Annotated in this window: 17 protein-coding genes; 2 read left to right on the top strand and 15 right to left on the bottom strand. The window is 56.8% G+C overall.

Features of this window, described 5'->3' with window-relative positions:
* Positions 1-116: 116 nt before the first annotated feature.
* Both P8935_RS10630 and P8935_RS10625 read right to left on the bottom strand, forming a co-directional pair.
* Entirely contained in the window at positions 117-4907 is a 4791-nt protein-coding gene (locus P8935_RS10630) for a choice-of-anchor D domain-containing protein (RefSeq protein WP_348264971.1), read from the bottom strand.
* Positions 4908-5451: 544 nt separating this feature from the next.
* The gene (locus tag P8935_RS10625; RefSeq protein ID WP_348264970.1) at positions 5452-6876 is read right to left on the bottom strand and encodes a deoxyribodipyrimidine photo-lyase; all 1425 of its coding nucleotides are present in this window, start codon (positions 6874-6876) and stop codon (positions 5452-5454) included.
* Positions 6877-7336: 460 nt separating this feature from the next.
* Between P8935_RS10625 and P8935_RS10620 the strand changes: the two genes are divergently transcribed.
* On the top strand, positions 7337-7885 hold the full coding sequence (locus P8935_RS10620) for a hypothetical protein (RefSeq protein WP_348264969.1): 549 nt from the start codon (positions 7337-7339) through the stop codon (positions 7883-7885).
* Positions 7886-7954: 69 nt separating this feature from the next.
* Here the strand turns inward: P8935_RS10620 and P8935_RS10615 are convergent, their stop codons facing one another.
* The 13 genes from P8935_RS10615 to P8935_RS10555 form a co-directional block, all read right to left on the bottom strand.
* Complete coding sequence (locus tag P8935_RS10615; RefSeq protein ID WP_348264968.1) at positions 7955-8293, bottom strand: cytochrome C oxidase subunit IV family protein; 339 nt, start codon at positions 8291-8293, stop codon at positions 7955-7957.
* Positions 8294-8305: 12 nt separating this feature from the next.
* Positions 8306-9061 carry a cytochrome c oxidase subunit 3 family protein gene (locus P8935_RS10610; protein WP_348264967.1) on the bottom strand — a complete coding sequence of 252 codons (756 nt, stop codon included), beginning with the start codon at positions 9059-9061 and terminating at the stop codon, positions 8306-8308.
* Positions 9051-10718 carry a cytochrome c oxidase subunit I gene (gene ctaD, locus P8935_RS10605; protein ID WP_348264966.1) on the bottom strand — a complete coding sequence of 556 codons (1668 nt, stop codon included), beginning with the start codon at positions 10716-10718 and terminating at the stop codon, positions 9051-9053. Before ctaD ends, P8935_RS10610 begins: the two co-directional genes overlap by 11 nt.
* Positions 10715-11788, bottom strand: coding sequence for a cytochrome c oxidase subunit II (gene coxB / locus P8935_RS10600; protein WP_348264965.1), 1074 nt, complete (start codon positions 11786-11788; stop codon positions 10715-10717). The genes ctaD and coxB overlap by 4 nt, the downstream gene beginning before the upstream one ends.
* 4 nt (positions 11789-11792) lie before the next feature.
* Entirely contained in the window at positions 11793-12722 is a 930-nt protein-coding gene (locus tag P8935_RS10595; RefSeq protein ID WP_348264964.1) for an SCO family protein, read from the bottom strand.
* Positions 12723-12742: 20 nt separating this feature from the next.
* Positions 12743-13393 carry a hypothetical protein gene (locus tag P8935_RS10590; protein ID WP_348264963.1) on the bottom strand — a complete coding sequence of 217 codons (651 nt, stop codon included), beginning with the start codon at positions 13391-13393 and terminating at the stop codon, positions 12743-12745.
* Complete coding sequence (locus tag P8935_RS10585; protein WP_348264962.1) at positions 13380-14690, bottom strand: hypothetical protein; 1311 nt, start codon at positions 14688-14690, stop codon at positions 13380-13382. Before P8935_RS10585 ends, P8935_RS10590 begins: the two co-directional genes overlap by 14 nt.
* A gap of 12 nt (positions 14691-14702) precedes the next feature.
* Positions 14703-15530, bottom strand: a complete 828-nt coding sequence (locus P8935_RS10580) for a cytochrome c (RefSeq protein WP_348264961.1) — start codon at positions 15528-15530, stop codon at positions 14703-14705.
* The gene (locus P8935_RS10575) at positions 15531-16073 is read right to left on the bottom strand and encodes a DUF3341 domain-containing protein (RefSeq protein ID WP_348264960.1); all 543 of its coding nucleotides are present in this window, start codon (positions 16071-16073) and stop codon (positions 15531-15533) included.
* A gap of 2 nt (positions 16074-16075) precedes the next feature.
* Positions 16076-17494: an NrfD/PsrC family molybdoenzyme membrane anchor subunit gene (gene nrfD, locus P8935_RS10570; protein ID WP_348264959.1), complete on the bottom strand. Its 1419-nt coding sequence runs from the start codon at positions 17492-17494 to the stop codon at positions 16076-16078.
* Positions 17495-17501: 7 nt separating this feature from the next.
* Positions 17502-20624 (bottom strand): TAT-variant-translocated molybdopterin oxidoreductase, encoded by a 3123-nt coding sequence (locus P8935_RS10565; RefSeq protein ID WP_348264958.1) that lies wholly within the window; start codon positions 20622-20624, stop codon positions 17502-17504.
* A complete protein-coding gene (locus P8935_RS10560; protein ID WP_348264957.1) occupies positions 20621-21484 on the bottom strand; it encodes a cytochrome c3 family protein in 864 nt (287 codons plus the stop codon). The genes P8935_RS10565 and P8935_RS10560 overlap by 4 nt, the downstream gene beginning before the upstream one ends.
* A gap of 314 nt (positions 21485-21798) precedes the next feature.
* Positions 21799-23502, bottom strand: a complete 1704-nt coding sequence (locus P8935_RS10555) for an alpha/beta hydrolase-fold protein (RefSeq protein ID WP_348264956.1) — start codon at positions 23500-23502, stop codon at positions 21799-21801.
* A gap of 105 nt (positions 23503-23607) precedes the next feature.
* Here P8935_RS10555 and P8935_RS10550 point away from each other — a divergent pair, with 105 nt between their 5' ends.
* Entirely contained in the window at positions 23608-25344 is a 1737-nt protein-coding gene (locus P8935_RS10550; protein WP_348264955.1) for a M20/M25/M40 family metallo-hydrolase, read from the top strand.
* The last annotated feature ends 5 nt before the right edge of the window (positions 25345-25349 follow it).

The raw sequence follows: 25349 nt of genomic DNA, 5'->3' as shown, positions 1-25349 counted from the left end.
GCAGTCTCCGACGCAGCTTTTTGCCTCATCGTCGCAGACATACGTGAATTTAAAGTATAGCCGCTCCTCAATTCGCGCCCCCACTTGCACGCCAGCAAGCATGGTCATTCGCATAGCTAATCTACGGTCAACGTGAGCGTGATTTTGTGTGACAGCCCGTTTGCTGTCGCGGTTACGACAACGGAGTACGTTCCCGCCGGAGTATTCTTGTTGGCCGAAATCGGAGGCGCGCCACTACTGCCGCCACCTGCTCCAGCACAGCTTGAGATTCCGAACGGAGCCAGCAACAGGATCGTCATAAAAAAGACGCCGCGGAATCTGCGTCTGACCGCCAAGGGCAGCAACAACAATCCGCAAGCGAACAGCAAACTGCGAGGTAGGCGAGCAGAAGGTCCGGCATTACGCGAGGACGCCGCAGAAAAGCCGGTGGCAATCTGCGCCTTGGCGCTCCCCGTAGAATTTCCCGAAACCGATTCGCTGGCTGGATTGAAGGTGCACGCCGAGTTTGCCGGCAACGAACCGCAGGCAAACGTAAAATTGCCGCTCGACCCGCTCATGGTCGCAAGGTTGAGGTTGTAGATGGCCGTCTGTCCACTCGCTACCGTCTGGCTTGATTCCCCTGTTGAGGACAAGGAAAAATCAAACCCCATGCCGGAGAGAGAAACCATCACCGGCGTAGCAAGAGTCGCGCTGGAGACAGTGAGATTGCCCGTTTGCTGTCCGGCGCTCGACGGAACGAATTCGACCTGCGCGGTGCAACTGGCCCCGACCGCAAGCGACGCGCCGCAGTTCGTCGATCCCATCTGGAATTGGCTCGAAGCCGCAAGCGTGACGCCGGCCAGTGGCATCGAACCATTGTTCGTAAGTGTCACCATCAGTGGTGCGCTGTTGTTGCCAACTCCAGTCGACGGAAAACTGAGAGCCGTTGGCTGCACTTGCATTGAACCGGCCGCTCCGCCAGCTCCGGTGAGCGATACGCTGGCGGCGGTGACAAATGCTGATGAACTCACGGTGAGAGCACCTGTAACAACCCCGTTCGCCGTTGGGATAAACACTACTCCGGCCGAACATGCAGTTCCGGCGGCAAGCGTGGAACCGCAGGTGTTCTGCACCAGGGCGAAAGAGGACGACACAGAAAACGTCAGGCCGGTTGCAGTCACGGTGCTGGTGTTCGTGATCGTCGCAGCCTGCGTGCTACTGGCCTGCCCCAGAGTCGACTGCGTAAAGAACATCTGCGCCGGACTGATGACGATTCCCGAAGCAGCCTGACCGACACCGCTGAGAGGTACCTGAACGGGAGCAACATTCAGAGTTGAGGACGTCACCACCAATGCAGCGGTGAGTGACCCTGCTGTCACTGGAGTGAAGCCGACTTGAACCGTACAGCTGCTTCCGCTGCTCAATGTCGCACCGCAAGTACTAGCGCCCCACGAAAAACTCGACGCCGACTGCCCCGAAATCTGAAAGCCGACACTGCTCATGATCGCGCCACCCGTGTTGGTGATCGTCAACGTGAGCGGCGAGGAAGCTTGCCCGGTCTGCTGTGCTGGAAACGTCAATTGTGCAGGAATCACGCTGATGGCAGGCGGCTGTAAACCCACTCCCGAAAGTGAAATCGTTTGCGTGCGGATCGCATCGGAAACGCTAAGGCTTCCGCTCACGTTGCCAATCGTCGTAGGGGCGAACACCACGGCGATGGCGCAGCTTGCGTTGCCCGTCAGTTGAGTTCCGCAGGTATTTGATTGCTGAAATCCAGCGCCCAACGTCACCACAATCGAAGTCAGCGCCATATCGCCGCTGTTCGTGAGCGTGACAAGTTGCGCGGCTGATTGCTGTCCCGAAGCAGTTGCCGGAAAGCTGAGCGACGTGGACGACAGCGCATCATTAGCTGCATTCGCGCCCGTGCCGCTCACGATCACCGTCTGCGTTCCAGCGCCATCGACGATTGTCAGCGTGCCAGTCGCATTACCCGCCTGTGTAGGCGCAAAAGTCACTGAGAGTGCACAATCGCTGTTTGCCGCGAGTGAGGAACCGCAACTATTTGCTGCCAGAACGAAGGGTGGCGCAACCGTAATGCTGGCGACAGCAATCGATGCGTTACTCGAATTCTCGACCGTGACCGGCAACGCTGGTGACGTCGTTCCGATCTGAACCTGACCAAAGCTCAACGTACCCGGCAACGCTGTGACGACGCCTGAGCTAGCACCAGATCCTGAAAGTGGGATTACGATCTGTCCCCCGGACACATTTGCGCTTATCGTGAGTTGACCGGTGAGATTCCCAGCACCGCCCGGCGTGAAAGCCACCTGTATCAGGCAACTGCCGCCGGCACTCACTGCGTGCCCCGTGCAGTTGTCAGTTTCTCCAAAATTTGTTGTTGCCGCTATGGTAGAGACAGCAAGCGCGATTCCACCAGTGTTCGTAAGCGTGATCGACTCTGCACTGCTCGTCGTTCCAACGGGCTGCGACGCGAAAGTCACGGAGCCCGGTTGCGTCGATGCTGTTGTCAACTGACTTCCTGAAGTCCACAACGGAAGCTGCCATATGCCGCGTCCATAAGTTCCGGCCACGAGTACGTTGGGAAGACTTGTAGGGGACGACGCGCTGAGTTGCACGACGGGCGCAAACGGAAGTCCGGTGCCAAAAACGGACCAGCAGTTCGATGGGCCGTCACTGCAACTGGCAATCTGGCGAGTCGAGTAAACCCCCTCGTCGGTTGCGATATAGACGGTGTTGGCGTCCTGAGGATCAACCACAACGGCGTTCGCAGGCGAGTGAGGCAGGTTCGATGTCAGCTCGGACCAGTGTGCTCCACCATCCGTTGTGCCGTAAATAATGCGGATAGCGTGAAGCGAATCCTCCGCGCCCTCGATCGTGACGTACACGGTGTTACCGGTTGCATCATGAGGATCGATGAAGATGCTGGAGACATTGAGCCCGTAGTAATTGAACCGCACCTGATCGTTGAGAACCGGGTTTAGTGTCAGATCCTGCCAAGCAGGCATGGAAGAACCGTTTGGACTGTAAGTAGCATTGAAGATATGGCCGCCCAGGGTTGCGCCGCAATCCATTGCACCATGCATTCCCGCGTAGATCACTTCACTACCGTTAGACAGCGGCAACGCCGACACGGTGCGGATGAGCGCGTCTCCGCTGCAGTAGCTCAGACCCGAAACCCCATCCAGAATGCGACTGATCGCATTGGCCCCAGTCCAGCTTGAACCATCAACAGGCCCACGCCACAGCCGGCATGTGCCGATCAGCAATTGGGTGCTGTCAAGTGGGTCGACGATAAACGGCGCGGGCGATGTCATGGTGTATCCGTCTCCCGCTACGTCCGCATCGTTGACGACAGGTGCCGAACCGAAATCCCCCGAAGTGCAGTCTCCCGTTTGAGCACAGCTGTAAATCGAAACGCCGGCGCTGTTGTTGACATACCATCGCACAGGATCGTTGCCATCAATTGCGACAGGGCCACCCTCGCCACTGAGTATCTGCGGCCATTCCCCCGTGGGGCCGGTCGTGCTTTTCACGCCGGCAGTACCGTTGGCGCCAAAGCCGGCCATCATCGTATAGGGCGAGTTTTCGACCTGAGACATGCTCTCGACTTCCGCAAGCGAACCGATACCTGTATTGAGATTCTGAAAGTGAGAACTGTCTGCAGAAGAGCAAACTGAACCCGTCTCGCCGATGGCATCGGTGGAGCGCCAGAGCCCACTGTCGTTGCCGATGAAAATCTCTTCCGGGTCTGAAATATTCCAGGCCACGGCGTGCTGGTACGGAGCGACTTGTGCGCTCATGCAGGTGGTTGCATTCGTAGTGTTGCGCCACGTGCAGCCCATCGCCAGGCTGCAACGCCACAGATCGTTGGCGCCGGCCAGCAGCATCGTATCCTGCTGCGCGGGAACGGCCGCAAGAACGAGATCATAGTCGCCATTAGCGATAGTGGCAGATCCAAGGCTGGTGTTGGTCTCAAGCGACGCCGTACTCCAGCGCTGCGAAAAGGCAACAGCCTGATTGCTGCACATTCCATTGGAGAGCGAGCATGCATCCTGCCAAAGCCCCTGATCTTGATTGTTGACGTCGACTGTCCACGCAAAAGTGTCGCCAGTGAACGGGTTCACGGCGAGTGCTCCGCGAAAGACCGGGCAAGCCAATGAGCCTATAGCTCCAGGATTGGTCGGGCACATCTGCGCTGTCATCCCACTGCCGGGTTGAGCGGCCATGCGGGTCCACGTGACACCGTCGCTCGACTGGTAGTAGCCGTGAAAACGAACTGCCGCGATGAATAAGCGCCGAGCAGCATTCCAGACAACCGCCGTAGCCGAGTTCCCATTCGGAGAAGCGAAAAGATCCTGTGGCCCTTGAACGTCCTGTCCCGGTGAATCGTTGATGCTCGCCAGCGACCAGGTAGCGCCCGCATCACTCGAGTAGTAGAGTCCCGCGTAGCTGACGCCGAAAAGCTGCGCGCTGACCAGCGTGCTTTCATAAGACTGTGAAACCGCAGCCACAACCACTTGTGGATTGACGGTGCTCCATGCGAAACCTGCAAAGCCCTCGCCCTGAAACGAAAACATCTGGTCTGCGGTATGCGACATCACCGTCCAAGTGGCGCCGCCATCTGGAGAACGCAACACTCCGGCCCCGTAGTAAGAATCAAGTGCATCGTTGGGGTCGCCGGTTCCGGCAAGGATGACTCCCGTGCTGCCGGGCTGAACCGAAATCGCACCGATGCTGATGGAGGCGTAGCGCACAGCGTTGAAGCCTGCTGGAGCGTCCGTAAGCGGCGTAAAGACCACCGAGCCGGCAGTGCCCGCGTTCTGCGAAAGCCAAACTCCACCGCCGGTCGTGCCCACATACACGCGGTTCCCCGTAGCGTCGGCAGGATCGATGGCGATAGAGGACACGCGACCGGTAATCAGACCGAAGTTGGGAGAGATGACCGCGCCCGGCCCAAGAGGCTGCCAGATTGCCGTCGATACACTGGCATCGAATGTCTGACTTGCGATTAGAGGCTTGGGGCGATCACTGTTCAGGCGGGATTGATTTCGTGGCCAGCCACGCTTCTCGAGAAATCTGCGGGCGTTTCTCGCGCGCAGTGGAACGTCGGTTCCGGTGCTTTGTTGAACGAAGGCGCCTGCACTCTGTCCTTCAGCTGAGCGTGCAAAGAACGCGAAGACCGCTAAGCTTATCCCAAAAGCGATAATGGCTGTGGTCCGCCGGATTGATTGAGTGCAGATATTTCTACTCGCCCAGATGGTCACACGCGCACAGGATTCGATTCCCGCCTCTCACACTGATCGTCCGAGGGAAGTTAAGCAAAATCCATTCAAAAACCCGGCGCGGAGCCCGCACTTTCCGGCATTGAAATTGTGTCCCATTTTAGGACTGCGCTGGCGAGGCAGAGATGTGACCGTCGCTACATCTCTTGCTGAAATAAACTCAGGCTCGCTAGAAAGGCAGCTTCGCGCTGCCGCTGTTTTGATCGATATAGGTCTTCGCGTCGAATTTCTTCGACGTGGAAGCGCCGGACATCGGCCGCACGAGGCCGAAAACGGGGCGATTAAACCAGGGGCGGTCGTGCTTGCCGACGATAGCCCAGGCAATGCCGGCGTAGCCATTGGGATCCCGGCCGTCGAGTTCGTAGCGGTCGTTGAGAATGACGGCCCACTCGTAGGCGCGTGCAGGATCGGGAGCCCACTCGAGAATCATCTTGGCCCAGTACATACGCATGTAGTTATGCATCCAGCCGTTCTCGGTCATCTCCCGTTGGGCGGCGTTCCAGAGGTCGTCGTGCGTTTCGGCGCGCTCTAGCTGCTCAAAGGAGTAGCGGAAAGGACGCTGATCGCCGCCATGCTCTACGAGAGTCTTGTGTGCCCACGGCTCCGCAGATTCCCAATTGTCGTAATTGTCGTTGTACTTCACGAAGAGCACCGAAAGCTCCCGCCAGGCAATGACCTGATCCAGAAATCGATCTCGTGCGGCCTGCTCAATGTGTCCTTCAGCAAGGGCCCTTTCGACCGCAAGCGCAATGGTGATCGGTCCGATGTTGCCGAAGTGCAGGTAAGGAGAGAGACGGCTCGTGCCTTTCACTTCGGGATGATTGCGCTTGTCCACGTAATCTTTCAGCCCGTGGCTGATGAAGTCTCGAAGGTGCGCAAGCGCGGCGTGCGTCCCCCCGGTAAAGGTATCGACAGGTTTGATGGTGCGATCGAGATCTTTAAATCCAGCGGTAATGTCATGGGCGAGCGATTCGCTGTGGAGAGATTTGGGTTTCGTCCAGCCATATTGAGGCTTTGAGTTTTTGGTTGTGACAAGAAACTTGGGCAGTGCTTCCTTGAGATGTGGGCGCATGTGCTGCAGCAGGAAGTAGTCGCGTCCAAAAACTGCGGAAGGAACAACCACGTCGGCATCGACGGTCCAATAAGGCAACTTTAGCCGTCGAGCAAGAACCTTCCGCCAGCGTTCCGGCTCGCGGCAGGGATTTTCGTCGCCGATCAGCATCGCCGCATGCACTTCTTCCAGAAACTCCTCCAGAGAGTTGTCGGGATGCCGGCGCAGAACAAAGGCGACCCCCCGTTCTTTTGCGTCTTCTTCCACGTCGCGCAGGCCCTGTTGCAGAAAGTGGTAGTGCCGCAGGTTGGCATTTGGGTAGTTAGGAATTACCGAAAAAAACACGACGATAGGCAGTCCGAGCAAGTTGGCCGCGGCGATGGCGACATCGAGGGCAGGGTTTTCGTGGATGCGCATCGCGCGCTGCATCCAGTAGACGACGCATTCTGCATCCTGCCGTGGTGATCCCTCGCGACGAACTAGGATGCGCGGGTTGTCGGCGAGTTTTTGAAGTGATTCAGGAGTGTTATCGTGGCGGGACATTGCTCTTTAGATTGTCGGCGGTCAGGAGAGGTAGTTCCGGTTTTAATGGCGTGAGCCCAACAAATTTGGCAAGCGATTTCGATTTCGTAGAAACGGTTGCCATCGATATCGTTCGGCGAAAGCCTCAGCATCTCGGACTGATGATTCACAGGGTCGTCTGAATGCATAAGCGTAGCCCTTCATTTTCGGAGGAAACAGTACCCCCTTCCCCCACTCCCTATGCAACTGTGAAGCTCCGCCAAAAACCGGCCTGTAAACCATGCAGAATCAATTGATCACGCGGACAGACCGTACAACTTCACAGCTTCCGGGAATTCGCGATCGCGAGCTCGGCTAACATCGGTCGCATAACATTTCCCGACGGTGACAGCTTCATTTGACGGTTGTCAGAAATCACACTCTTTCGATACCAAGGGGTGGTATTCTTCCGCGTCGTTTCATTGCGATTGAGGAGGGTGACTTGAGGAAGGAAATTATCATTCTGGCGCTGGGTGGGCTGGCGCTTCTGACGGGATGCAATATGGGGGACAAGGCCGCCACTGCGCCGGCGACACCGAAGTGGAAGGGCGCTCGCTATCACATTGCTTTTGACACCAAGCTAACTAAGCCGAACCCGGCGGGCGTCACCATTCCAACAGTCACGTATGTGGCGAATCCGAAAGAAGAGTTTGAAACGAGAGCTACCCTGGTGATCCGCTTCGATACTTCTGGAGTTGAGAAAGACCGGCCGGTAGCAAACAAGATGATCATGGCCCCTGTTGATATTCACGGCGGGGAAGGCGCTCTGCCTGCCGAATATATGGATATAGCCAACAAGGACCTGTCCAAGTTCCTCGGGGCTTACTGCATGAAGGGGAAGGTAAAGCTGAACGTAGCGCTAGCGCGGTCTTCGCTTTCGAACTCCGCCAACGATGCCGAAGTCGACGTGAAGCGGCTGTCCGACTGGCTGCCGATCGAGGTTGATTTCAAGAACCCGCATCCGAATTGCAAGCCTGCGAAACAGGGCTGAAGAGTCGATTCACACACGCAAAGAGGCCGCCCGTGGGCGGCCTCTTTATTGGAGCAAAATTGCAGTTGTCTACCAGCGACCCCACGCGCGCGTGAAGTAGTCGGAGAGGGTCATGCCGATCAGGATGAGAAAGGTGAATAGTCCGGCGCCCACGGTGAGTTTGGTGAGCTTCGTCGAGTACTTCACGTGCATGAAGAAGAGAACGACCAGGACCATCTTGAAGGCGGCAATCGCCAGCGCAACGATGGGGTTGAAGAGCCCCAGATCGATGTAAGAGACGCCCACAGTTGTGGCGGTCATCACCAGGAGTATGCCCACAATCGCCAGGTAAATCCGCGGGCTGACGATGTGGTGTTCGTGCTCGTGCTCCTCGATGGATTCAAAGTCTTTGTCGTGCGGTGCACTCATGGCGTTGATCCTTTATTGATGCCTGCTGATCAGATAGAGCAGCGGGAAAAGATAGATCCAGATGATGTCGACGAAGTGCCAGTAAAGGCCAAAATTCTCGACGAAAGTGACGTGGCCGGTGGTGTACGCACCGGCTTGCGCTCTGAAGATCATGAATCCCAGAATAGCGATACCGATGATCATGTGGAGCGCGTGCATGCCGGTCATAGCGAAGTAAAGGAAGAAGTAGATCTCCGTATGGCGCGCCATGTCGAGCGAAAGCGGCTTGTCGTGATACTCCTTGTAGACTTCCTCATCGGAGGCGGGATTGAGGAATGACTGCAGGCTGTAGTGCAAGCCCGGAATATGGTGTTTGTCGTATTTTTCCTTGTACTCGATCGTCTTGATCCCAAGGAAGACGATACCCAGAACAAAGGTGATGACCAGGCAAAGTACCAGCGCGCCCTTCTTCCGCATTTCTGCAGACCACACGCCCATGGCCATGGTGAAACTGGAGGTGATGAGGACGGCGGTGTTGGCAGTGCCCCAAAAGATCTGTAACTGGTGCGATGCCTGGACGAATGCTGGGTAGTACCAGTTCCGATAGATCAAATAAGCGGTGAACAGACCGCCGAAGAACATGATTTCCGTCAGCAGGAAAAGCCACATTGCGAAATTGGTGGCATCGCTCTGCTGCGCGTATGTTTCGAAGTGGTGGCGCTGATAGGGAAGGTGCTCGTGGTGAGTTCCTTCGGCTGCGCCGTGCACGACTACCTGGCTATCCGACACTCGCCACCTCTTTCTCTCTCTGACCTTCCAACCACTCGTAGTCGTAGGCCTCGTGATCCATGATCGGAATTGCGGGAAAATTCTCAGTGAGAGGAGGCGACTGGGTCTGCCACTCGAGCCCGGTGGCCTGCCACGGATTTTCACCGGCGATTTCGCCGTAGCGGAGCGACCAGGTGAGGTAGAGAAGTGGCAGCAGGTAGCCGATACCGAGGATGGTTGCGCCTGCAGTCGAGAAGACGTTCAGCACCTGGAACTCCGGCGGATAGGTAGCGTAACGGCGCGGCATCCCAAGCGTTCCGAGGATGAACTGCGGGAAGAATGTGAAGTTGAACCCGATGAAGGTAACGACCGCGGCGAATTGGGAAATCTTCTCCGGATACATACGGCCCGTCATCTTGGGCCACCAGAAATGGATGCCGGCAAGGAACGCCATCAACATGCCGCCCACCATGACGAAATGGAAGTGGGCCACGATGAAGTAGGTTTCGGTGAGATGGATATCCGTTCCCGAAGTTCCGAGGAAAACGCCAGTCAATCCACCGATGGTGAACAACCCCATGAAGCCGAAGGTGTAGAGCATGGGCGTTTCAAAAGTGATTGACCCTTTGTAGAGAGTGAAAGCCCAGTTGAAGATCTTGATCGCGGAGGGCACGGCGACCAGCATCGTAAGCAGCGAGAACACCAGCATGGAGTAGTTGGAGATACCCATGATGAACATGTGGTGGGCCCAGACAAAGAAGCCGAAGACCGCAATAGCTACCGAAGAGAAGGCGACGGCCGTATATCCAAAGACGCGCTTGCGGCTGAAGGTAGAGATAGTCTCGGAGATCACGCCCATGCCTGGCAGAATCATGATGTAGACGGCAGGGTGCGAGTAGAACCAGAACAAGTGCTGGAAGAGCAGCGGATCGCCGCCCTTGGTCGGATCGAAAACGCCGATGCCGAAGACGCGCTCCAGAGCCACCAGAACAATCGCGATGGCAAGAACCGGGGTACCGAGGACCATGAGAATGCTGGCCGCGTAGTGTGCCCAGACAAAAAGCGGCATACGGAACCAGGTCATCCCAGGGCAGCGCATTTTGTGGATAGTGACGATGAAATTAAGGCCGGTAAAAATGGAACTGAATCCAGCAATGAAGATCGCGACGCCGGTAGTGAGAACGTTGGTATTGAGGTAGTGGGTAGAAAGTGGCGTAGTAAATGTCCACCCTGTATCGACTCCACCGGTAGCCATGGAGTAGATGGCGAGGATGCCAGCCGCCATGTACAGATACCAGCTCAGCAGGTTGATCTTCGGCAGTGCGAGGTCTTTGGCGCCGATCATCATGGGGATAAAGAAATTTCCCAGCGTGGCCGGGACCGACGGCACCAGGAAGAAAAAGATCATGATAATGCCGTGCATGGTGAACACCTTGTTGTAGGTGTCCGTGGCCATGAGGTCAGACTGCGGCGTAAGCAGCTCAAGACGGATCAGTCCTGCGAGCGCTCCTCCTATGAAAAAAAAGAACGTGATCGAGGCCAGGTACAGCATGGCAATCCGCTTGTGGTCGCCGGTCAGAAGCCAGCTCAACAGACCTTTTTCCTTGGAGATAAAATTCATCCTCGGAATCCGGGCTAATGACTGATCGGGAAGACTGACGATTGTGCTGCTACTCATTTTTTCACCATCCCCTGCCCGGCGGGCTTTTGTCCGGCGGGCGTTGCCGTGCCTTCACTTTCAGGCAGCAGCGTTGTTGTTGCGGTCGTCTGCTGCACGCGGTAATCAGAGTTGAGGTTCTTCAGAAATTCGACCAGCGCGATCACGCCGTCTTCGCTTATCTGACCTTGATAGGTGGGCATGATGGGCGCATACCCTTGGGTTACGTGCTGCGATGGATTGAGAATCGCATCGCGCAGAAAAGCTTCGTCGACCGTCGTCGTCTGGCCGTTTGCGAGGGTAAGTTTGGCCCCGTAGACGTTGGCGAGACTCGGGCCGCGCGCGTCCGGACGCGCATTATGGCAAGCCGCGCAGCTGAGACTGGCGAAAAGACGCTCACCATTCTGGGCAAGCGATGCACCACTCGTGGAGCCGGCCAGCCACTTCTTGAAATCGTCAGGAGTCATAACCACGACATCGCCAATCATGTGCGAGTGGTCGGTGCCGCAGTACTGGGTGCAGAAGAGGTGATAGGTGCCGGGCGTGGTGGCTTCAAACCAGACGGTGGTGTAGCGGCCGGGAATCGCTTCACGCTTTACGCGGAAGGCGGGAATCGAGAAGCTGTGGAACACGTCCTGCGAGATAAGCGTGAGTTGCACCGCACGCCCCGTGGGCACATGGAGGGAATTGATTTCGTGCTGGCCGCCGGGATGTTCAGCTTTCCACATCCACTGCTTGCCGACAACGTAGATATTCATGGCGTTGGCAGGCGGCGTGTAGACGCGGAAGTAAATAAGCGCGCCCCAGACAAACATGATGAGAAACAGGCCGAGCGGAATGATGGTCCACGTTGCCTCGAGCATCGTGGAGCCTTCGATCTGCACCGCAACAGGGTGGCGCTTCTTGCTGTACATGATCGAAAAGCTGGTGACCAGAAGGATGACGATAGTCAACCCAATCAAGCTCACCAGGACCATGAAGAAGTACAGTGCATCCATCTGCGGGGCGATCTTCGACGCCTCCGGTGGATACAGAGAGAAGTTCGTCAGCCACTTGACGAGAAATTGCCAGAGTACTGGACTGATGTGCATTCCGTTATCCGTTCACCTTTGTTCCTGAAACAAGTTGGTCATGAGCCTTGCGATAGTCGCGGCGGAACATGATCCACATAAACCCGCCCAGCAGAATCACAGTCATCGCGCCACCCATCTGCACAACGCGAGCAATGATCAGCGAATGCTTATTGGTTGCCGGGTCGTAGTGATAGCAGTAAGTAAGAATGTTGTCGACGGGTGAGCCGATGTGATTGTTCGAAGCCTCGACGAGACCGAGGCGAATATCTTTCGGAGAGTACTCGACTCCCATGTAGTACTGTGCCAGCTTGCCCTGCGGAGTTACGAGCTGAATGGAGCTGGCGTGGGCGAACTGCGTGAGCTTGCCATCGGGCCCGGGAATCTTGACGTAGCCAAAGCCGACCGCCTTGGTCAGCGCATCGATGTTGGCTTGCGTGCCGGTCATGAAGTGCCAGCCATCGGCGGTTTCAGGATGTCCGTACCGGCGGAGGTAGTTGCGCTTCTTGTCCGCAGCAAGGTTGGTGCCTTCGCTGGGATCGATGCTGACAACGATGACGTTGAAATCGCGGCCGGGAACTTCGTCGACCATCTGCAGTGCGCCCGTGAGGCCGTTCAACTCTTCTGAGCACAACATCGGGCACTGGTAATAGACGAGCGCGAGAATGGCGGGCCTTTTCCCAAAGTAGCTCGCGAGCTGAACCGTTTTGCCCATGTCGTCAGTGAACGTGAGATCGAGCGGCAACTGCTCATTCAGTCGCTGAGTCACGCCTACACCATTGAGGATGGCGGGGGGCTTGCCGTTATCAGGCCCAGTCTCCTTTTCGCCGTAGCTTGATACCTGCCCCAACAAAGATGGCGTCAGTGCGGCAAGGCACAAGAAGATCGAGGCCGCGGTGAAACTGCGTTGCCTGATGCTGGTCGTCTTGTTCGCACTGTTACTGCTGTTCTGCATACTGCTTCACACTTTCGTCGTTACTCGTGCTGCTGAGTCTCGGCTTGCTGCTGCGCCTCGGCTTTTTGGGCCGCGGCTTGATCCTGTTCGTAGCCCGTGCGTGCAAAGCCGTCGGTGATCGGTGCTGTCACTGTTGGCTTTGAATCACCTGCGAGAAGCGGCGCCTGCTGGACTGTAGGAGCGACGGGCAAACCCTTTTGCGCGATGATCTGCATGGCCCGTTCGATCGGAATTCTTACTTTGCCCTGCGACTGGTCAACCCATGTGTAGTTGTCCAGCAGCAAGTCTTCGCGCTGATGAAGATCCGCTACGTCCTGGTTGCCATCATCGGTCTGTACACGAGGTGTCGGAAAGGTCCGGGTGATTTCCGCGATCTTGTTTTGCATCTCCGGGCTCGATGGCAAATTGCCGAGTTGGCGGATCTCGGCGGTCTTGGTCCACTTGCTGTTGGGTCCGTCTTCCTTATTCATGCGCGCATTGATCAGCTTGCCCATGCCATAGGTGACCACGCCGCAAACGGCGACAAGGATCGCAAGCGAAACGAGAAAGACGATAATGCCCGTGACCTTGACATCGGTCTGCTCGTAACCAGCAGAGGCGTCGATCTCGCTGGGGCCATGCGAACCAAGCACTTTTTGGTCGTCGGGTTCGTTGTGATCAAGCGTGGACATGTTCGGGCTCCAGAATCTCTGCAACGTGCGGATCGTTGGTTTGCACCAGCGCACGTGTCTTCAAGTTGTGACTGTAATAAGCAATCCAGACGGAAACCATCGCGACTGGAACAGCGATGTATTCAAGAATTCCCCAGCTGAAGTGCAGGTTGCGAGCGGCATCCTTGAAGTTCGGCTCGATAAGCCAGAACAGATCGAATGCCTTGGCGAAGATCATCCACTGGCAGACGCGTACCATGCGCTTCTTGTTGCGCTTGATGTCCCGCGACAACAGCAGCGAGAACGGGATGAGCCAATGGAAGATGAAGTCGAGAGTAATAATGATGCCCCAGTGACCGCGAATGCGATCGAGGTACCAGGGAATTTCTTCAGGCAGGTTGCCAGACCAGATGATCAGGAACTGCGCGAAACCGAGATAGATATTCAGCATGACAAAGGCGAAGGTGAACTTGCCGAGGTCATGCTGCTCAGTGGTGCGAAGGATGGTCTTGAATGGCTCTGCTTTCGAGAGGCTGATCGATGTAAGTATCGACAGCGCGAGAACTGAATATCCCTGGCCGACGAGGAAGAGCAAGCCGTAGACCGAAGAGAACCAGGTAACATCCATCGACATGACCCAGTAAATAACAGCTGCAGTCATGGTGAGTGAGTAGACGACGATGCCCGGGCCGCTGACGTTCTCAAGTTTCTTGATCCAGTAGGGCGTAGTGTCGAGCGATTCGGTGTCCCGCTTGAGGCCGAGCGCGTTGAGGCGCCACGTGTAAAGTCCCCAGATCGCAAAGCAAAGCAGCATGACGGCAATGTACGTAACCGGATTCAGCATCGGACGCTTGAAGTCGAGGCAGTGTGCCTGGATTTCGCTGATCAAACCCGATTTGAGAGCCGCTGCTGTGTCATTCGGATTGGTGTACTGCGCCCACAGATAAAGGCGCTTCATGAAGAGTGCGGAGACCACCCAGTAACCGAAGATGAGAGGAAGAGTTCGGGTGGCGGCTTCAAGAGGGCGGCGCAATAGCAGTCCCCACTTGCCGCCGGAACAATACTGCACCATAAGAAGCGCGAGACCGCCGACAGTCCAGCCGAAAGTTAGCAACATGCCAAGAATCCATGCGCGATAAACGTGGTCCCAGCCGAGCTGATCCTGCGCCTGGCCAAGGAACGCGAGAATCACGGCCGCGATGGCAGCAATCGCACCGACCACAAGCGCACGCGACCGCCAGCCGTCTACAAACGAGGGAGCGCTCAGATCGGCGGGAAGTGCTTTTGCGTGAGATGCACCGTGTGTTTCGTGAGCCATTGAACTTAGTCCTTACTTCGCGGCCGCTGGAGCCGTTTTGCTTGCTGGAATCTTGATCAGAGGGTCAGCCGGATTTCCGGGAGCCATTGCCGGCGTTCCTTCGTTTGTCGGCGGATATGCCTGAACCGCTGTAGCGGGCAACGACCACGGTTGCGCATAACTGGCCGGCAAGTGTTCCCTTTCCGCGACATCACTCAGCTTTTGTACCTGCACGCCAGAAGGAACATCGCCCGCAGAAGCCGCCTGGCTAAGCTGTAATGCGCGAATATACGCTGCAACTGCCCAGCGATCCTCAGGCGTCAGTTGCGCCGAGTAGTCGGGCATGGCGCCATAGCCGTGCGTCATGACATAGAAGTAGTGCGAAATCGGCTGCGCCCGGCGAACTTGGTCGTGGAGATTGGCGGCAGGCTTGTAACCGCGCTCCACAATTTCGCCCAGGCCGTTCCCGACCCGCGAGTGACAGGGAGTGCAGTAGACATTGAAGCGCTCCTGTCCACGCTCAAGCACTTCCATGGTGACGGGGAACGGCATTGTGTTCTGCTCCTCGCGATAACCGTTGGCACCCTGGATAACGCCCGTGTAGAAGTAGCTGTCTTCTTGAAGCTCTCCGCGCGCAACGGTATTGACAACCTGCGGACGCGCGCCACGATGATCAGCATAAAAATCAGAGCCGCGTTGGGGAATCATCTTCGGCTGGTCTTGCATGTCCTGGCGACAACCGGCGAGAAGCATCATTACAGTGAGGCCGGCATAAGCAGTGAAAGAGCTAAAGCAAGTCCTTCGGCCCTGCTTCGGTGCGCTCAGGATGAGACCTTTTTTTGTAAAGTGGAGGATTTGCATTTAGTACTCCACCTCCACAATCGAAACCGGCTCCAGAGTTTTCAAGTATTCTTTGGATTCGATCAGGTCGAACTTCGGGTCGAGCGCCTCGAGACAGAGGAAGAACTTGTCTGACGTAGCGCCGTCGCGAAAGTTGGGTGCGTTAAAGAGAGGGTGATAAAGCTGCGGCAAGCCGTTCAGCGCCATCATGCCAAAGGCAGCGGACAGGCCGGCCCAGAGAATCGTCCACTCATAGGCAGGCACGATAAACGCTGGCCATGAGTACAGCGGGCGACCCCCGATGTTGAGCGGGTAGGCAATGACGGAGACCCACGTCTCCATCGAAAACATTGCTGCCAGACCCATCAATGCGCCAACCAGCGTGACGAGTGGAACGCGGTTGCGATGGAAGCCGATGGCCTCGGCCGCTTCTTCGACAGGATAAGGCGTGTAGCAATCCAGGCGGCGCCATCCATCTTCGCGCGCCTGTCGCGCTGCGCGAACCAGATCGCTCGGTGTATCGAATTCGGCCAGCAGGCCGTAAGTCCCTTCACGTGAAGGCATGGTTAGTCACCTGCTCCCGCTACCGCTTTCGGCTTGATTTTGGCCGCGGGCAGAATCATGCGAATTTCGTTCATGGGAATCATGGGCAGGAAGCGCACAAACAACAAGAACAAGGTCGTGAACAATCCCATAGTTCCGATGAAGGTCATGTAGTCCCACTTCGTCGCACGGTAGGTTCCCCACGAGGAAGGCAGGAAGTCGCGATACAAGCTGGTTACGATGATCACGAAGCGCTCGAACCACATGCCGACGTTGACCACGATGGAAATGAAGAACATGAAGCCGATGTGGGTACGCAGTTTGCGCGACCAGAGCGTGGTGAGAGGAATGAGCAAGTTGCAGATGATCAGCGTCCAATAACTCCAGCCCATGGGCCCGAAGGCGCGATTCCAGAACATGAAGGCTTCCCAGTGGGAGGCGGAATACCAGGCCATGAAGGCTTCCATACCGTAGCCGTAGGCCACGATGAAGCCGGTGGCGAGCATCACTTTGCCCATGTTGTCGATGTGGCGCTCGGTAACGAGTTGCTCAAGATGGTAGAACTTGCGCAACGGAATGGCCAGCGTGAGCACCATGGCGAAACCGGAGTAAATGGCGCCGGCGACAAAGTAGGGCGGGAAGATGGTAGTGTGCCATCCCGGCAGGACCGCAACCGCGAAGTCGAAGCTGATGACAGTGTGTACAGAGAGAACCAGCGGAGTTGCGAGTCCGGCCAGCAGTAGCGATGCCGTCTCATAACGCATCCAGTGGCGAACAGAACCGCGCCATCCCCACGAGAGCAAGCCGTAGGCATACTGGGCGGGCTTAGATTGTGCCCGATCCCGGAATGTCCCGAAGTCGGGGATCATGCCGAGATACCAGAACACCACCGAGATGGTCGCATAGGTGGACACCGCGAATACGTCCCACTCCAGGGGAGAGCGGAACTGCGGCCATACGTTCATGGTGTAGGGCAGAGGGAGCATCCAGTATCCCAGCCACGGACGGCCAACGTGGATCAGCGGGAACATGCCCGCACAAACCACGGCGAAGATCGTCATCGCTTCAGCAAAGCGGCTGATGGAGTTGCGCCATGTTTGTTTGAAGAGCAAAAGAATTGCCGAGATCAGGGTTCCGGCGTGGCCAATACCGATCCACCAGACAAAGTTGATGATGGCGAATCCCCAAGCGACGGGCTGCGTGATGGCCCAGATGCCGACGCCTTTGAGAAATAGCCAGGTAACCGCGACGAGGAGGATGGTGGCTCCGCCGCCGGCGATACCGAAGAACGCGAGCCAGCCGAGCGGGGTGTGCGGGGTGAGCACAATGCCAGAAATTTTCTCTGTTACCGACTTGAAGGTCTCGCTGACGCCGACGACGCGGAATTCTCCGGTCTTTGGATCGATGCCAGGGTCGCCTCGTTTTATTTCACTGGTCGCCATTATGACTTCAACCCTTTGCCGGTGTGTGCTCCACCGGCTTCTGTTCAAGTTCAGGATTAAAATTCAGAACCTCGGCAAGATAGCGTGTCCGAGGCCGCGTGTTCTGATCGGCGATGACCTGATACATGCGCTTGTCTTCGTTGAGCTTTGCAACCTTGCTGTTCTTGTCGTTAAGGTTGCCGAAGGTGATGACCGACGCGGGGCAGGCCTGCTGGCAGGCTGTGACAACTTCGCCGTCGCGGATCGGGCGGTTCTCCTTGTCGGCTTGAATCTTGGCCTCGTTGACGCGCTGCACGCAGTAGCTGCACTTCTCCATCACGCCGCGGGAACGGACGGAAACGTCGGGATTGCGCATCAGCTTGAGACTCTCGGTCTCGTAGTCGGAGTAGAGCAGGAAGTTAAAGCGCCGCACCTTGTAGGGGCAGTTATTGGAGCAGTAGCGGGTGCCAACGCAGCGGTTGTACACCATAGTATTGATGCCTTCCGGTGTGTGCACCGTGGCGCCCACCGGGCAGACCTGTTCGCAGGGAGCGTTCTCGCAGTGCTGGCAAGTCATGGGCTGGAAATGCGCGCGGGGTGCAGCGAGGTCGCCTTCGAAGTAAGAGTCAATACGCAGCCACTGCATGTTGCGGCCAATGCGGACTTGCTGTTTTCCTACGACTGCGATGTTGTTCTCGGCATAGCAAGCCACGATGCAGGCATTGCAGCCGGTACAACTATTCATGTCGATGGACATGCCCCACTTGTTGCCGTTGTATTGCCAATTTGGGAAGAGTGTGGTGTCGTACTCGGGAGTATCGTGGCCTTCGCCTTCGTGTGCGAAGTTGGGGTTTGCCTTGAAGTCCTCAAGGCTGGCGTAGCGGATGATGCCGCGCTCGCCCAGAGCTTCAACAGCTTCAAGGGAGCGGTTCTGGTTGCCATATTCAGAGAGGTTTTTGCCGCGATGATCCTGGTAGTGGCTCTTGGTGATGGCGATTCCCCACTTGCCATCTACCTTCTTAATGGATCCGGTAGCGAAAAACGGAGCAGCTGTGGTGCGCACCAGGTAGGCATTGAAGCCGGCGCCCGAGCCAACGCGGCCGGCAAATTCCCGACCGTACCCCATATATAGAGTGACGGAGTTGTCGGGATGACCCGGCGCTACCATCACGGGAGCCTTGACCACTCCCCCTCCTGCGCTGATTTCGACGATGTCGTCTTCCTCGAGCTTCAGACTTTCCAGAGTTGCGCCGGAAAGGATGGCAGCGTTATCCCAGCTCAAGCTTGTAACCGGCTTGGGAAGTTCCTGCAGCCAGCCAACGTTTGAATAGCGGCCGTCATAGATGTTCGGATCGGGATGGAAGATGATTTCGAACTGGTCCTTCGGATTGGGAGCGGGAACAGTGGAGGACGCTGACTTTGAAGACCCACCGCTACCGAATGTGGTGTTCTCGATCCATCCCGCATGGAGAGCCTTGCGCCAGCCGGCTTCAAAGTCGCCCTTGATGGTGTCTTTCTGCGTGATGCGAACGGCGTCGTAGGCGCTCAGTTGCGGATTGTCAAGCAAAGTCTGAAAGACATCGTGTGCGCTCTTGCCGCCGTAGAGCGGTTCGATCAGCGGCTGCACAATAGAGACGGTGCCGTCATACGCACGGGCATCAGACCACGACTCAAGATAGTGTACGGCCGGAATATGCCAATGCGCGAGGTGGCCTGTTTCGTCGTAATGAGAGCCGAGATGCGCGACAATCTTTGCCTTGCCAAGCAACTGGTCGTTGAATCCCAGATCGGCCGGTGCCGAATAGATCGGGTTCGAATTGAGACACACAAGCCAGTCAACCTTGCCGCCATTGAGATCGGCGACGAGTTTTTTAATATCACCGTTCTGATCGCTGGGCAGCGGAATCGCGGGATCGGAAGATACGGTAACCGTTTTGCCGACATTGCCCAGAGCTTGGTTGATGGCGAGCGCGAGGGCCGCTACTGACTCATCCTGATAGAGGCCAGGAAGCGCGGCACTCTTGCCACTGGCTGATTTGAGGTCCTTCGCGAGAGCCGCGAGGAATGCCTGCTGTTCGCCGGTCCACGAATATTGCGGGGCAGACGCGCCGGAAGCTCCCACTGCCGAAGCAAGCGCCGCAGCGAATGCGGGAATCTCGCTGGCACGCAGGCCGAGGCGATGTTCCGCCTTCATGCCGGTAGTCGTCGGTGAACTCTCTACGGCGTAAAGCCGGTTCATCCCGTTCGCGGGATCTTTGCGGCGCTTCGCGTAATCGGCGACCAGTTTGTGGAATCCGGGATAGGAAGCGCCGGAGAGGAAGTCGGCGTCTAGCGAGACAATGACGTCGGCATTGCTCAGGTCGTACTGAACGTTGTAGCCACGGGCAAGGAACGTGCCTGCAATGGCAGGGTCGTACTGCACCAGCGTCGCCTTGGGATATGCGGTCTGCACGGCCTTCCACTGGCGCGCAAGCGTGGGCGACGTGATGGTGGCGGAGAGGAAGTAAATACCAGTGCCATCTTTGCTGGCAACAACCTTATCGTGCAACGCCTGCGCGAAGTCGGACCACTGTCGATTCTCGCCCTCGAAGGTGACATGCTGCGAGCGGTCGGGATCGTAAAGATCAAGCAGCGAGCCCTGCGAAAAGACATCGGAAGAGCCGTGGTTGTAGGCGTGATCGGGATTACCGTCAACTTTGACAGGACGATACTGATCGGTCTTGACCAGCAGAGGCACGCCGCCCGTGGGCAGCGGGTTCATGCTGGCGAAGTAGTTTGGCTTGCCGAGCAGGAGATCCTCGGGCGCCTTGACGTAGGGATAGATAGGCTCATCTGGCTGCTTCGTGCAGCCCGCGAGTCCGGCCAGCGCCATGGACGCACCCATGACTTTGAGGAAGCCGCGGCGTGAAACTGGATCGACCCATTCTTGCGCAGCGCTGGGAAATTCTTTTTCGACGGCGGCCTGGAACTCCGGTGTGTTCTGAAGTTCGTCGATCGAGCGCCAGAACTTTGGTCCTGTGCCTTTTACCTTGGCGCGAACCTGTTCGAGCGTCATCGGTGTTTCGTTTTCAGCAAGGCTAGCCTTGCTTTTTTCAATCTCCACGGTGTGCCCCGTCTGGTTCGTTCCTGCGTTCATGGGTTCGCTGCTCATCGGTGGCAAACCTCGCAGCTGCTCAGTTCGTTGGGAGTGCGAATGTGGTACTGCTTCAAAAGGAAGTGGCCCAGTTGATCCTGGCTGGTGAATTTTTCATAATGGAGCGCCGCCGGGACTTCGCTGACGGGAGCGGCGCCAGCTTTGCCTGTTGTAGGTGAGCCCGGCATCTGCAGCGCGGCGACCTGCGGGCCTTCACCGCTCGGATCTTTGGTTACGCAGTTAACGCTCTGCGCCGTGGGTGTGCCTTCTTTTACGTCGCTCGTCGCGCACCATACTGGACGATCCGACGCAGGCGATTCCCATGCCATGTTGTAAAGCTGGCTCGTGGGACGCAGATTCTTGGCTGGATTGCGATGGCAGTTGAGGCACCACTCCATCTGCAGCGTGTTCTGCGCGTACATCAGCGGCATCTGATCGACCCGGCCATGACAACTGGCGCAGCCGAGACCCTTGTTCACGTGAATCTCGTGACTGAAATAAACGTAGTCGGGAAGGTCGTGCACCTTGATCCAGGGAAGCGACTCACCAGTGGCCCAACTGTCGCGCACCGGTTGCAGCAGCGCAGCGTTGGTCCAGATCTGCGCATGGCAGTTCATGCAGGTCTTGGTAGGAGGAATGCCCGCATAGCTGGATTTCTCAACCGAGGTGTGGCAGTACTGGCACTGCAGTCCGAGTCCCGTCACGTGATGTTTATGGCTGAATGGAACTGGCTGTTCGGGTCTCTGGCCTTGGCGAGTAACCCATGGGGAGCGCTGCAACTGATCGAGCGTTACTCCGAGTGCAATCACAATCAGACCAGTCAGCACCAGGCTCGCTCGAGCCAAAGCATTGGAGCTGCGGTCAAATATCTGCGCCATGAATGCTTTCCTGCTTGTTGTTCGTTGTCCAGTTATTTGTGCTCGCCTGTGCTGGCGGTCACACGGGTTGTGGTCAGAATTCTTTTTCGGACAAAACCCACCTGAAGGCGGCCGACCCCGAAAATTTAATATAGCAGCCGGAGGTCTATCTGTAACGGCTTCAACAGTTGAGAGAACAAAAAATGTTTATGGCGCTTAACTTTTTGTAATCTCTTGAAACCTAAATATGTTCGGACGAAACGAATGTGGTCGAAATCCGCACTATGTGCGAAGGCAAACGTACCAAGAACTGGGATGTTTTGAACGCCGAGATCTTAGTAGCGCCACGATTTCGTGTCCGCTCCTGCTGGAGCCGTCGACAACATATGCTCGACCATCTGCGGCAACACGCGCTCAGTCCAGTCGGCGTTGTTCTGCTGCATGGTGTACTCCGATGGGCCGCCGGTATAGCAGTGCGGCATGCCGGGCCCGTATTGAAATGTCGCGTCGGAACGGGGATCGCGCGTTTCCTGAAGCTGCTTATCGAGCATGTGAACGGCGTTATTCAGGAAATATGTATCGCCGTCGCCGACAGCGATGTGTAATTTGCCCTCAAGTTTGGGGCCAAGGGTGCGCCAATCGCGTTTAAGAATGGCGGCGAGATCGTAGTGATCGTGCCAATATTCGAGTACCTTCTTGTCGATGGCGCCGGTGAGCGGATTAATGATCTCCGCTGGATATCCGTCACTGCCTGCGGGAGAGAACACGGCCTGCCAGATGTCCCATTGCTCGGTGGAGCGGCCGTGAGTGCCAAGGATGTATTCATACGCAAACTCACCACCTGCTTCCGCGATCACGCTGCCATCGGGCTTGCGATCAGCGGCGATAGCAACTTGGCCAAAGTCTCCTTTGCGAACGAAGGCATTGGCGTCGTCGTAGAGGTTGATGTTCTGGTAGGCGTGGAAGTCTACCGGATCGGGACACGCTACATATGCGCCGTTGTAGAAATCGGGGTAAAACACCTGTGCAGCCAGCGCTTCCCAACCGCCAGTCGATCCGCCGTAGGTAGCGCGTGCCCAGCCTTGGCCAATACCGCGATACTTCTTCTCGATGGAAGAAATCAGTTCATCGTTGATAGCGGAGCCGTAGGGGCCGACGTTGGCCGAATCCACATCGTAGGAATCGTCGTAGTAAGGATTGGCATTTTGCACGTAAATCAGGATCACGCGCGGAAGGCGGCCGTTGGTCCAGTCCTGAAAGAGTCGATAACCCCGTTGCAGGCGGATAAACTGCTGGGATTTTGCATCGGGAGGCGTTGCGGTGAACTGCGCGGGTCCGATGCCCGGATGAAAGTGATCCTGGTAGACGATCACGGGATATTTGGCTTCGGGATGTTCGTCGAAACCGTCGGGTAGAAGGATCCACGCGCCAAGAAACATGTCCCGGCCCCAAAAGGCGCTGAGCTTTTCGCTGCGGAAGCGCTCGAACTTAAGCCATTTTGCGGTGGGCTGTTGTTGCGCGATGACCGTCGGGTCCGCCGGCGTGCCTTCGATAGGCGGGATCGTTTGATCGAGCGTGAGCTTGATCAGAGCTTTGCCATCAATGTGGACCTTGATGGGCTTGCTGAATGGATTGCCTGGCTTCTGATTCCAATGCTGGCCTTCACCTTTGTCTGGCGGGAGCCACACGGTTTTGCCGGAGGCCAGGTGGAATTGCTCGTAGACATTGAAAACGGCCTGGACGTAGTAGTCCCCGGCATCGATGTCGGCGAGGGAGCGCCGGGGATAACCGAAGGTCTTTCCATCGATAACTAGCGGAGCCCCGGGGGCAAGGTTCTCGGCATCGACACCGAAGCCTTCCGCCGAGTCGTAAGTCTCAGAAAGCTGCATGCGCGGCTCAGTCTTGTCGGATTTGGCGATGACGAGGACAAGGTGGCCGTTGAGCGGCTTCGTGGAGGGCACGGTAACTTCGATTCGTTGCGCGGGGCAGACGCAAACAGCGCCAGCGATAAGAACAACTGCAAGGAGAGATTTTGTCATCGTGGTTTCGATCCGGTCGGGATGGCATGAGTCTATCGCGAACCGCCGACATCGGTCCCTTTCGCCTTTTCCCGCATTCTCATTTTGCGTAGTATTCTTGGCGGCATGAAGACCCACCCTTCCCTTCTCCTTCAGGTTTGTCTTGGCATATCTGTTCTATTCGCGGCCGGCGCAAAGCCGACGCAATCGCAAAGCACTCAGGCTTCCGCCGCACAGCCCGCCCATGAATCGCTGGATCTCGCAACTATTTCGCGGATTCGCGATGAAGGACTCGTGCATTCGCACATCATGGAGTATGCAAGTGGACTGTTCGACGGGATTGGACCGCGGTTAACAGGGTCTCCAGAATTCGAACGCGCCGCGCAATGGTCGATTGATCAGCTTCGCCGAATGGGCACGAGCAATCCCCATGAAGAGTCGTGGGGCGAATTCGGAATGGGCTGGACGCAGGTGGGTACAAGCGTTCTGATGACCGCACCGTCGACTGCGACGATTCTGGCACAGGCAACTCCCTGGTCGCCTGCAACTCAGGGAGAAGTGACAGGCGATGTGATCGCTGTTCCAGAGATCGAGAATGAGGCAGGTTTCAACAAGTGGAAAGGCAAGCTCGCGGGAAAGATCATTTTGTATGGGAAGGTGCCTTCAATCAATCCTGATCCGACGAATCCCCTGGAGCACTACGATGCGGCCAAGCTGGAGCATTTCGCGAGTTATCCGCTGAACGGGGATCAGGAAGACAGCTTCGTGCTCCCCAATGACCCGCCGTTCTGGGAAAAGGTCTTCGCACAGATGGCATTCAAGGAAAAAGTGGCAAAGTTCTTTGCCGACGAGCACGCATCGACAGTGCTGGTGCCAGGCGGTTTTCGCGGAGTGATCCACGATGACACCGGCAGTTCGATGGGATGGTTCGTTTATCGGCTGGAACACAAGCAAGCCATTCCTTCCGCTGTGATTGCCAGCGAAGCCTTTCTGCGCATGAATCGGCTGGTATCGCATGATGTGCCAGTGAAAGTGAAGGTGAACATCGATACACACTTCAGCGGAGATCATGTCGATGGCCATGATGTCATCGCGGATATTCCAGGCACCGATCCATCGCTGAAAGACCAGGTGGTAATGGTTGGCGGTCATCTCGACAGTTGGATCGCGGGCACAGGCGCGACCGATGACGGCGCTGGAACCATCATCGCCCTTGAAGCAATGCGCATCTTGAAGTCGCTCAACATTCAGCCGCGCAGGACGATTCGAATCGGGTTGTGGGGAGGCGAAGAACAGGGAATCTTCGGTTCCTCAGGCTACATTCGCAACCACTATGGATCGCTCAGCTATACCAAAAAGGCGGAAGAGCAGGCGGTGCCGGAATTCCTGCGCACGCAGACAGGTCCCGTAGCCGTTAAGCCGGATCATGCGCGCTTTGATGTCTACTTCAATGCCGACAACGGAACGGGAAGATTCCTCGGGATCTACTCGGAAGGAAATGCGCAGGCGGCGCGCGTGTTCGAGCAGTGGGCCGCGCCGGTCAAGGATCTGGGGTTCACGACGATTTCAATGCGAAACACAGGCTCTACCGATCACGTGCCCTTCGACCAGGTGGGCTTGCCGGGATTTCAATTCATCCAGGATCCGCGCGACTACGATAGCGTGACGCATCACAGCAATCAGGACACCTATGAGCGCATGTCGGAACCGGACTTGAAGCAGGCGGCAACGATCATGGCGATTTTTGTATACAACGCGGCGCAACGTGACGCGATGATGCCACGCCTGCCGATGCCGAATCCGCCACTGGATGAAGAGAGGGCCAAGCCGTTGGAAGGAATTTATACGACCGCGCCCAAATGACCGCT

It is taken from the genome of Telmatobacter sp. DSM 110680, assembly GCF_039994875.1.
In the GTDB taxonomy this organism is placed as follows: domain Bacteria; phylum Acidobacteriota; class Terriglobia; order Terriglobales; family Acidobacteriaceae; genus Telmatobacter.
Note: the sequence above shows the minus strand (reverse complement) of the source record. Positions and strands in the feature narration are given on the sequence as shown.

Excerpts from the sequence above, each read along its gene's own strand:
- P8935_RS10565 (WP_348264958.1), bottom strand. The coding sequence starts at position 20,624 with ATGAGCAGCGAACCCATGAACGCAGGAACGAACCAGACGGGGCACACC.
- P8935_RS10575 (WP_348264960.1), bottom strand. The coding sequence starts at position 16,073 with ATGCCTTCACGTGAAGGGACTTACGGCCTGCTGGCCGAATTCGATACA.
- P8935_RS10615 (WP_348264968.1), bottom strand. The coding sequence starts at position 8,293 with ATGAGTGCACCGCACGACAAAGACTTTGAATCCATCGAGGAGCACGAG.
- P8935_RS10550 (WP_348264955.1), top strand. The coding sequence starts at position 23,608 with ATGAAGACCCACCCTTCCCTTCTCCTTCAGGTTTGTCTTGGCATATCT.
- P8935_RS10625 (WP_348264970.1), bottom strand. The coding sequence starts at position 6,876 with ATGTCCCGCCACGATAACACTCCTGAATCACTTCAAAAACTCGCCGAC.
- P8935_RS10560 (WP_348264957.1), bottom strand. The coding sequence starts at position 21,484 with ATGGCGCAGATATTTGACCGCAGCTCCAATGCTTTGGCTCGAGCGAGC.
- P8935_RS10555 (WP_348264956.1), bottom strand. The coding sequence starts at position 23,502 with ATGACAAAATCTCTCCTTGCAGTTGTTCTTATCGCTGGCGCTGTTTGC.
- P8935_RS10585 (WP_348264962.1), bottom strand. The coding sequence starts at position 14,690 with ATGGCTCACGAAACACACGGTGCATCTCACGCAAAAGCACTTCCCGCC.
- P8935_RS10595 (WP_348264964.1), bottom strand. The coding sequence starts at position 12,722 with ATGCAGAACAGCAGTAACAGTGCGAACAAGACGACCAGCATCAGGCAA.
- P8935_RS10580 (WP_348264961.1), bottom strand. The coding sequence starts at position 15,530 with ATGCAAATCCTCCACTTTACAAAAAAAGGTCTCATCCTGAGCGCACCG.
- P8935_RS10590 (WP_348264963.1), bottom strand. The coding sequence starts at position 13,393 with ATGTCCACGCTTGATCACAACGAACCCGACGACCAAAAAGTGCTTGGT.
- nrfD (WP_348264959.1), bottom strand. The coding sequence starts at position 17,494 with ATGGCGACCAGTGAAATAAAACGAGGCGACCCTGGCATCGATCCAAAG.
- ctaD (WP_348264966.1), bottom strand. The coding sequence starts at position 10,718 with ATGAGTAGCAGCACAATCGTCAGTCTTCCCGATCAGTCATTAGCCCGG.
- coxB (WP_348264965.1), bottom strand. The coding sequence starts at position 11,788 with ATGCACATCAGTCCAGTACTCTGGCAATTTCTCGTCAAGTGGCTGACG.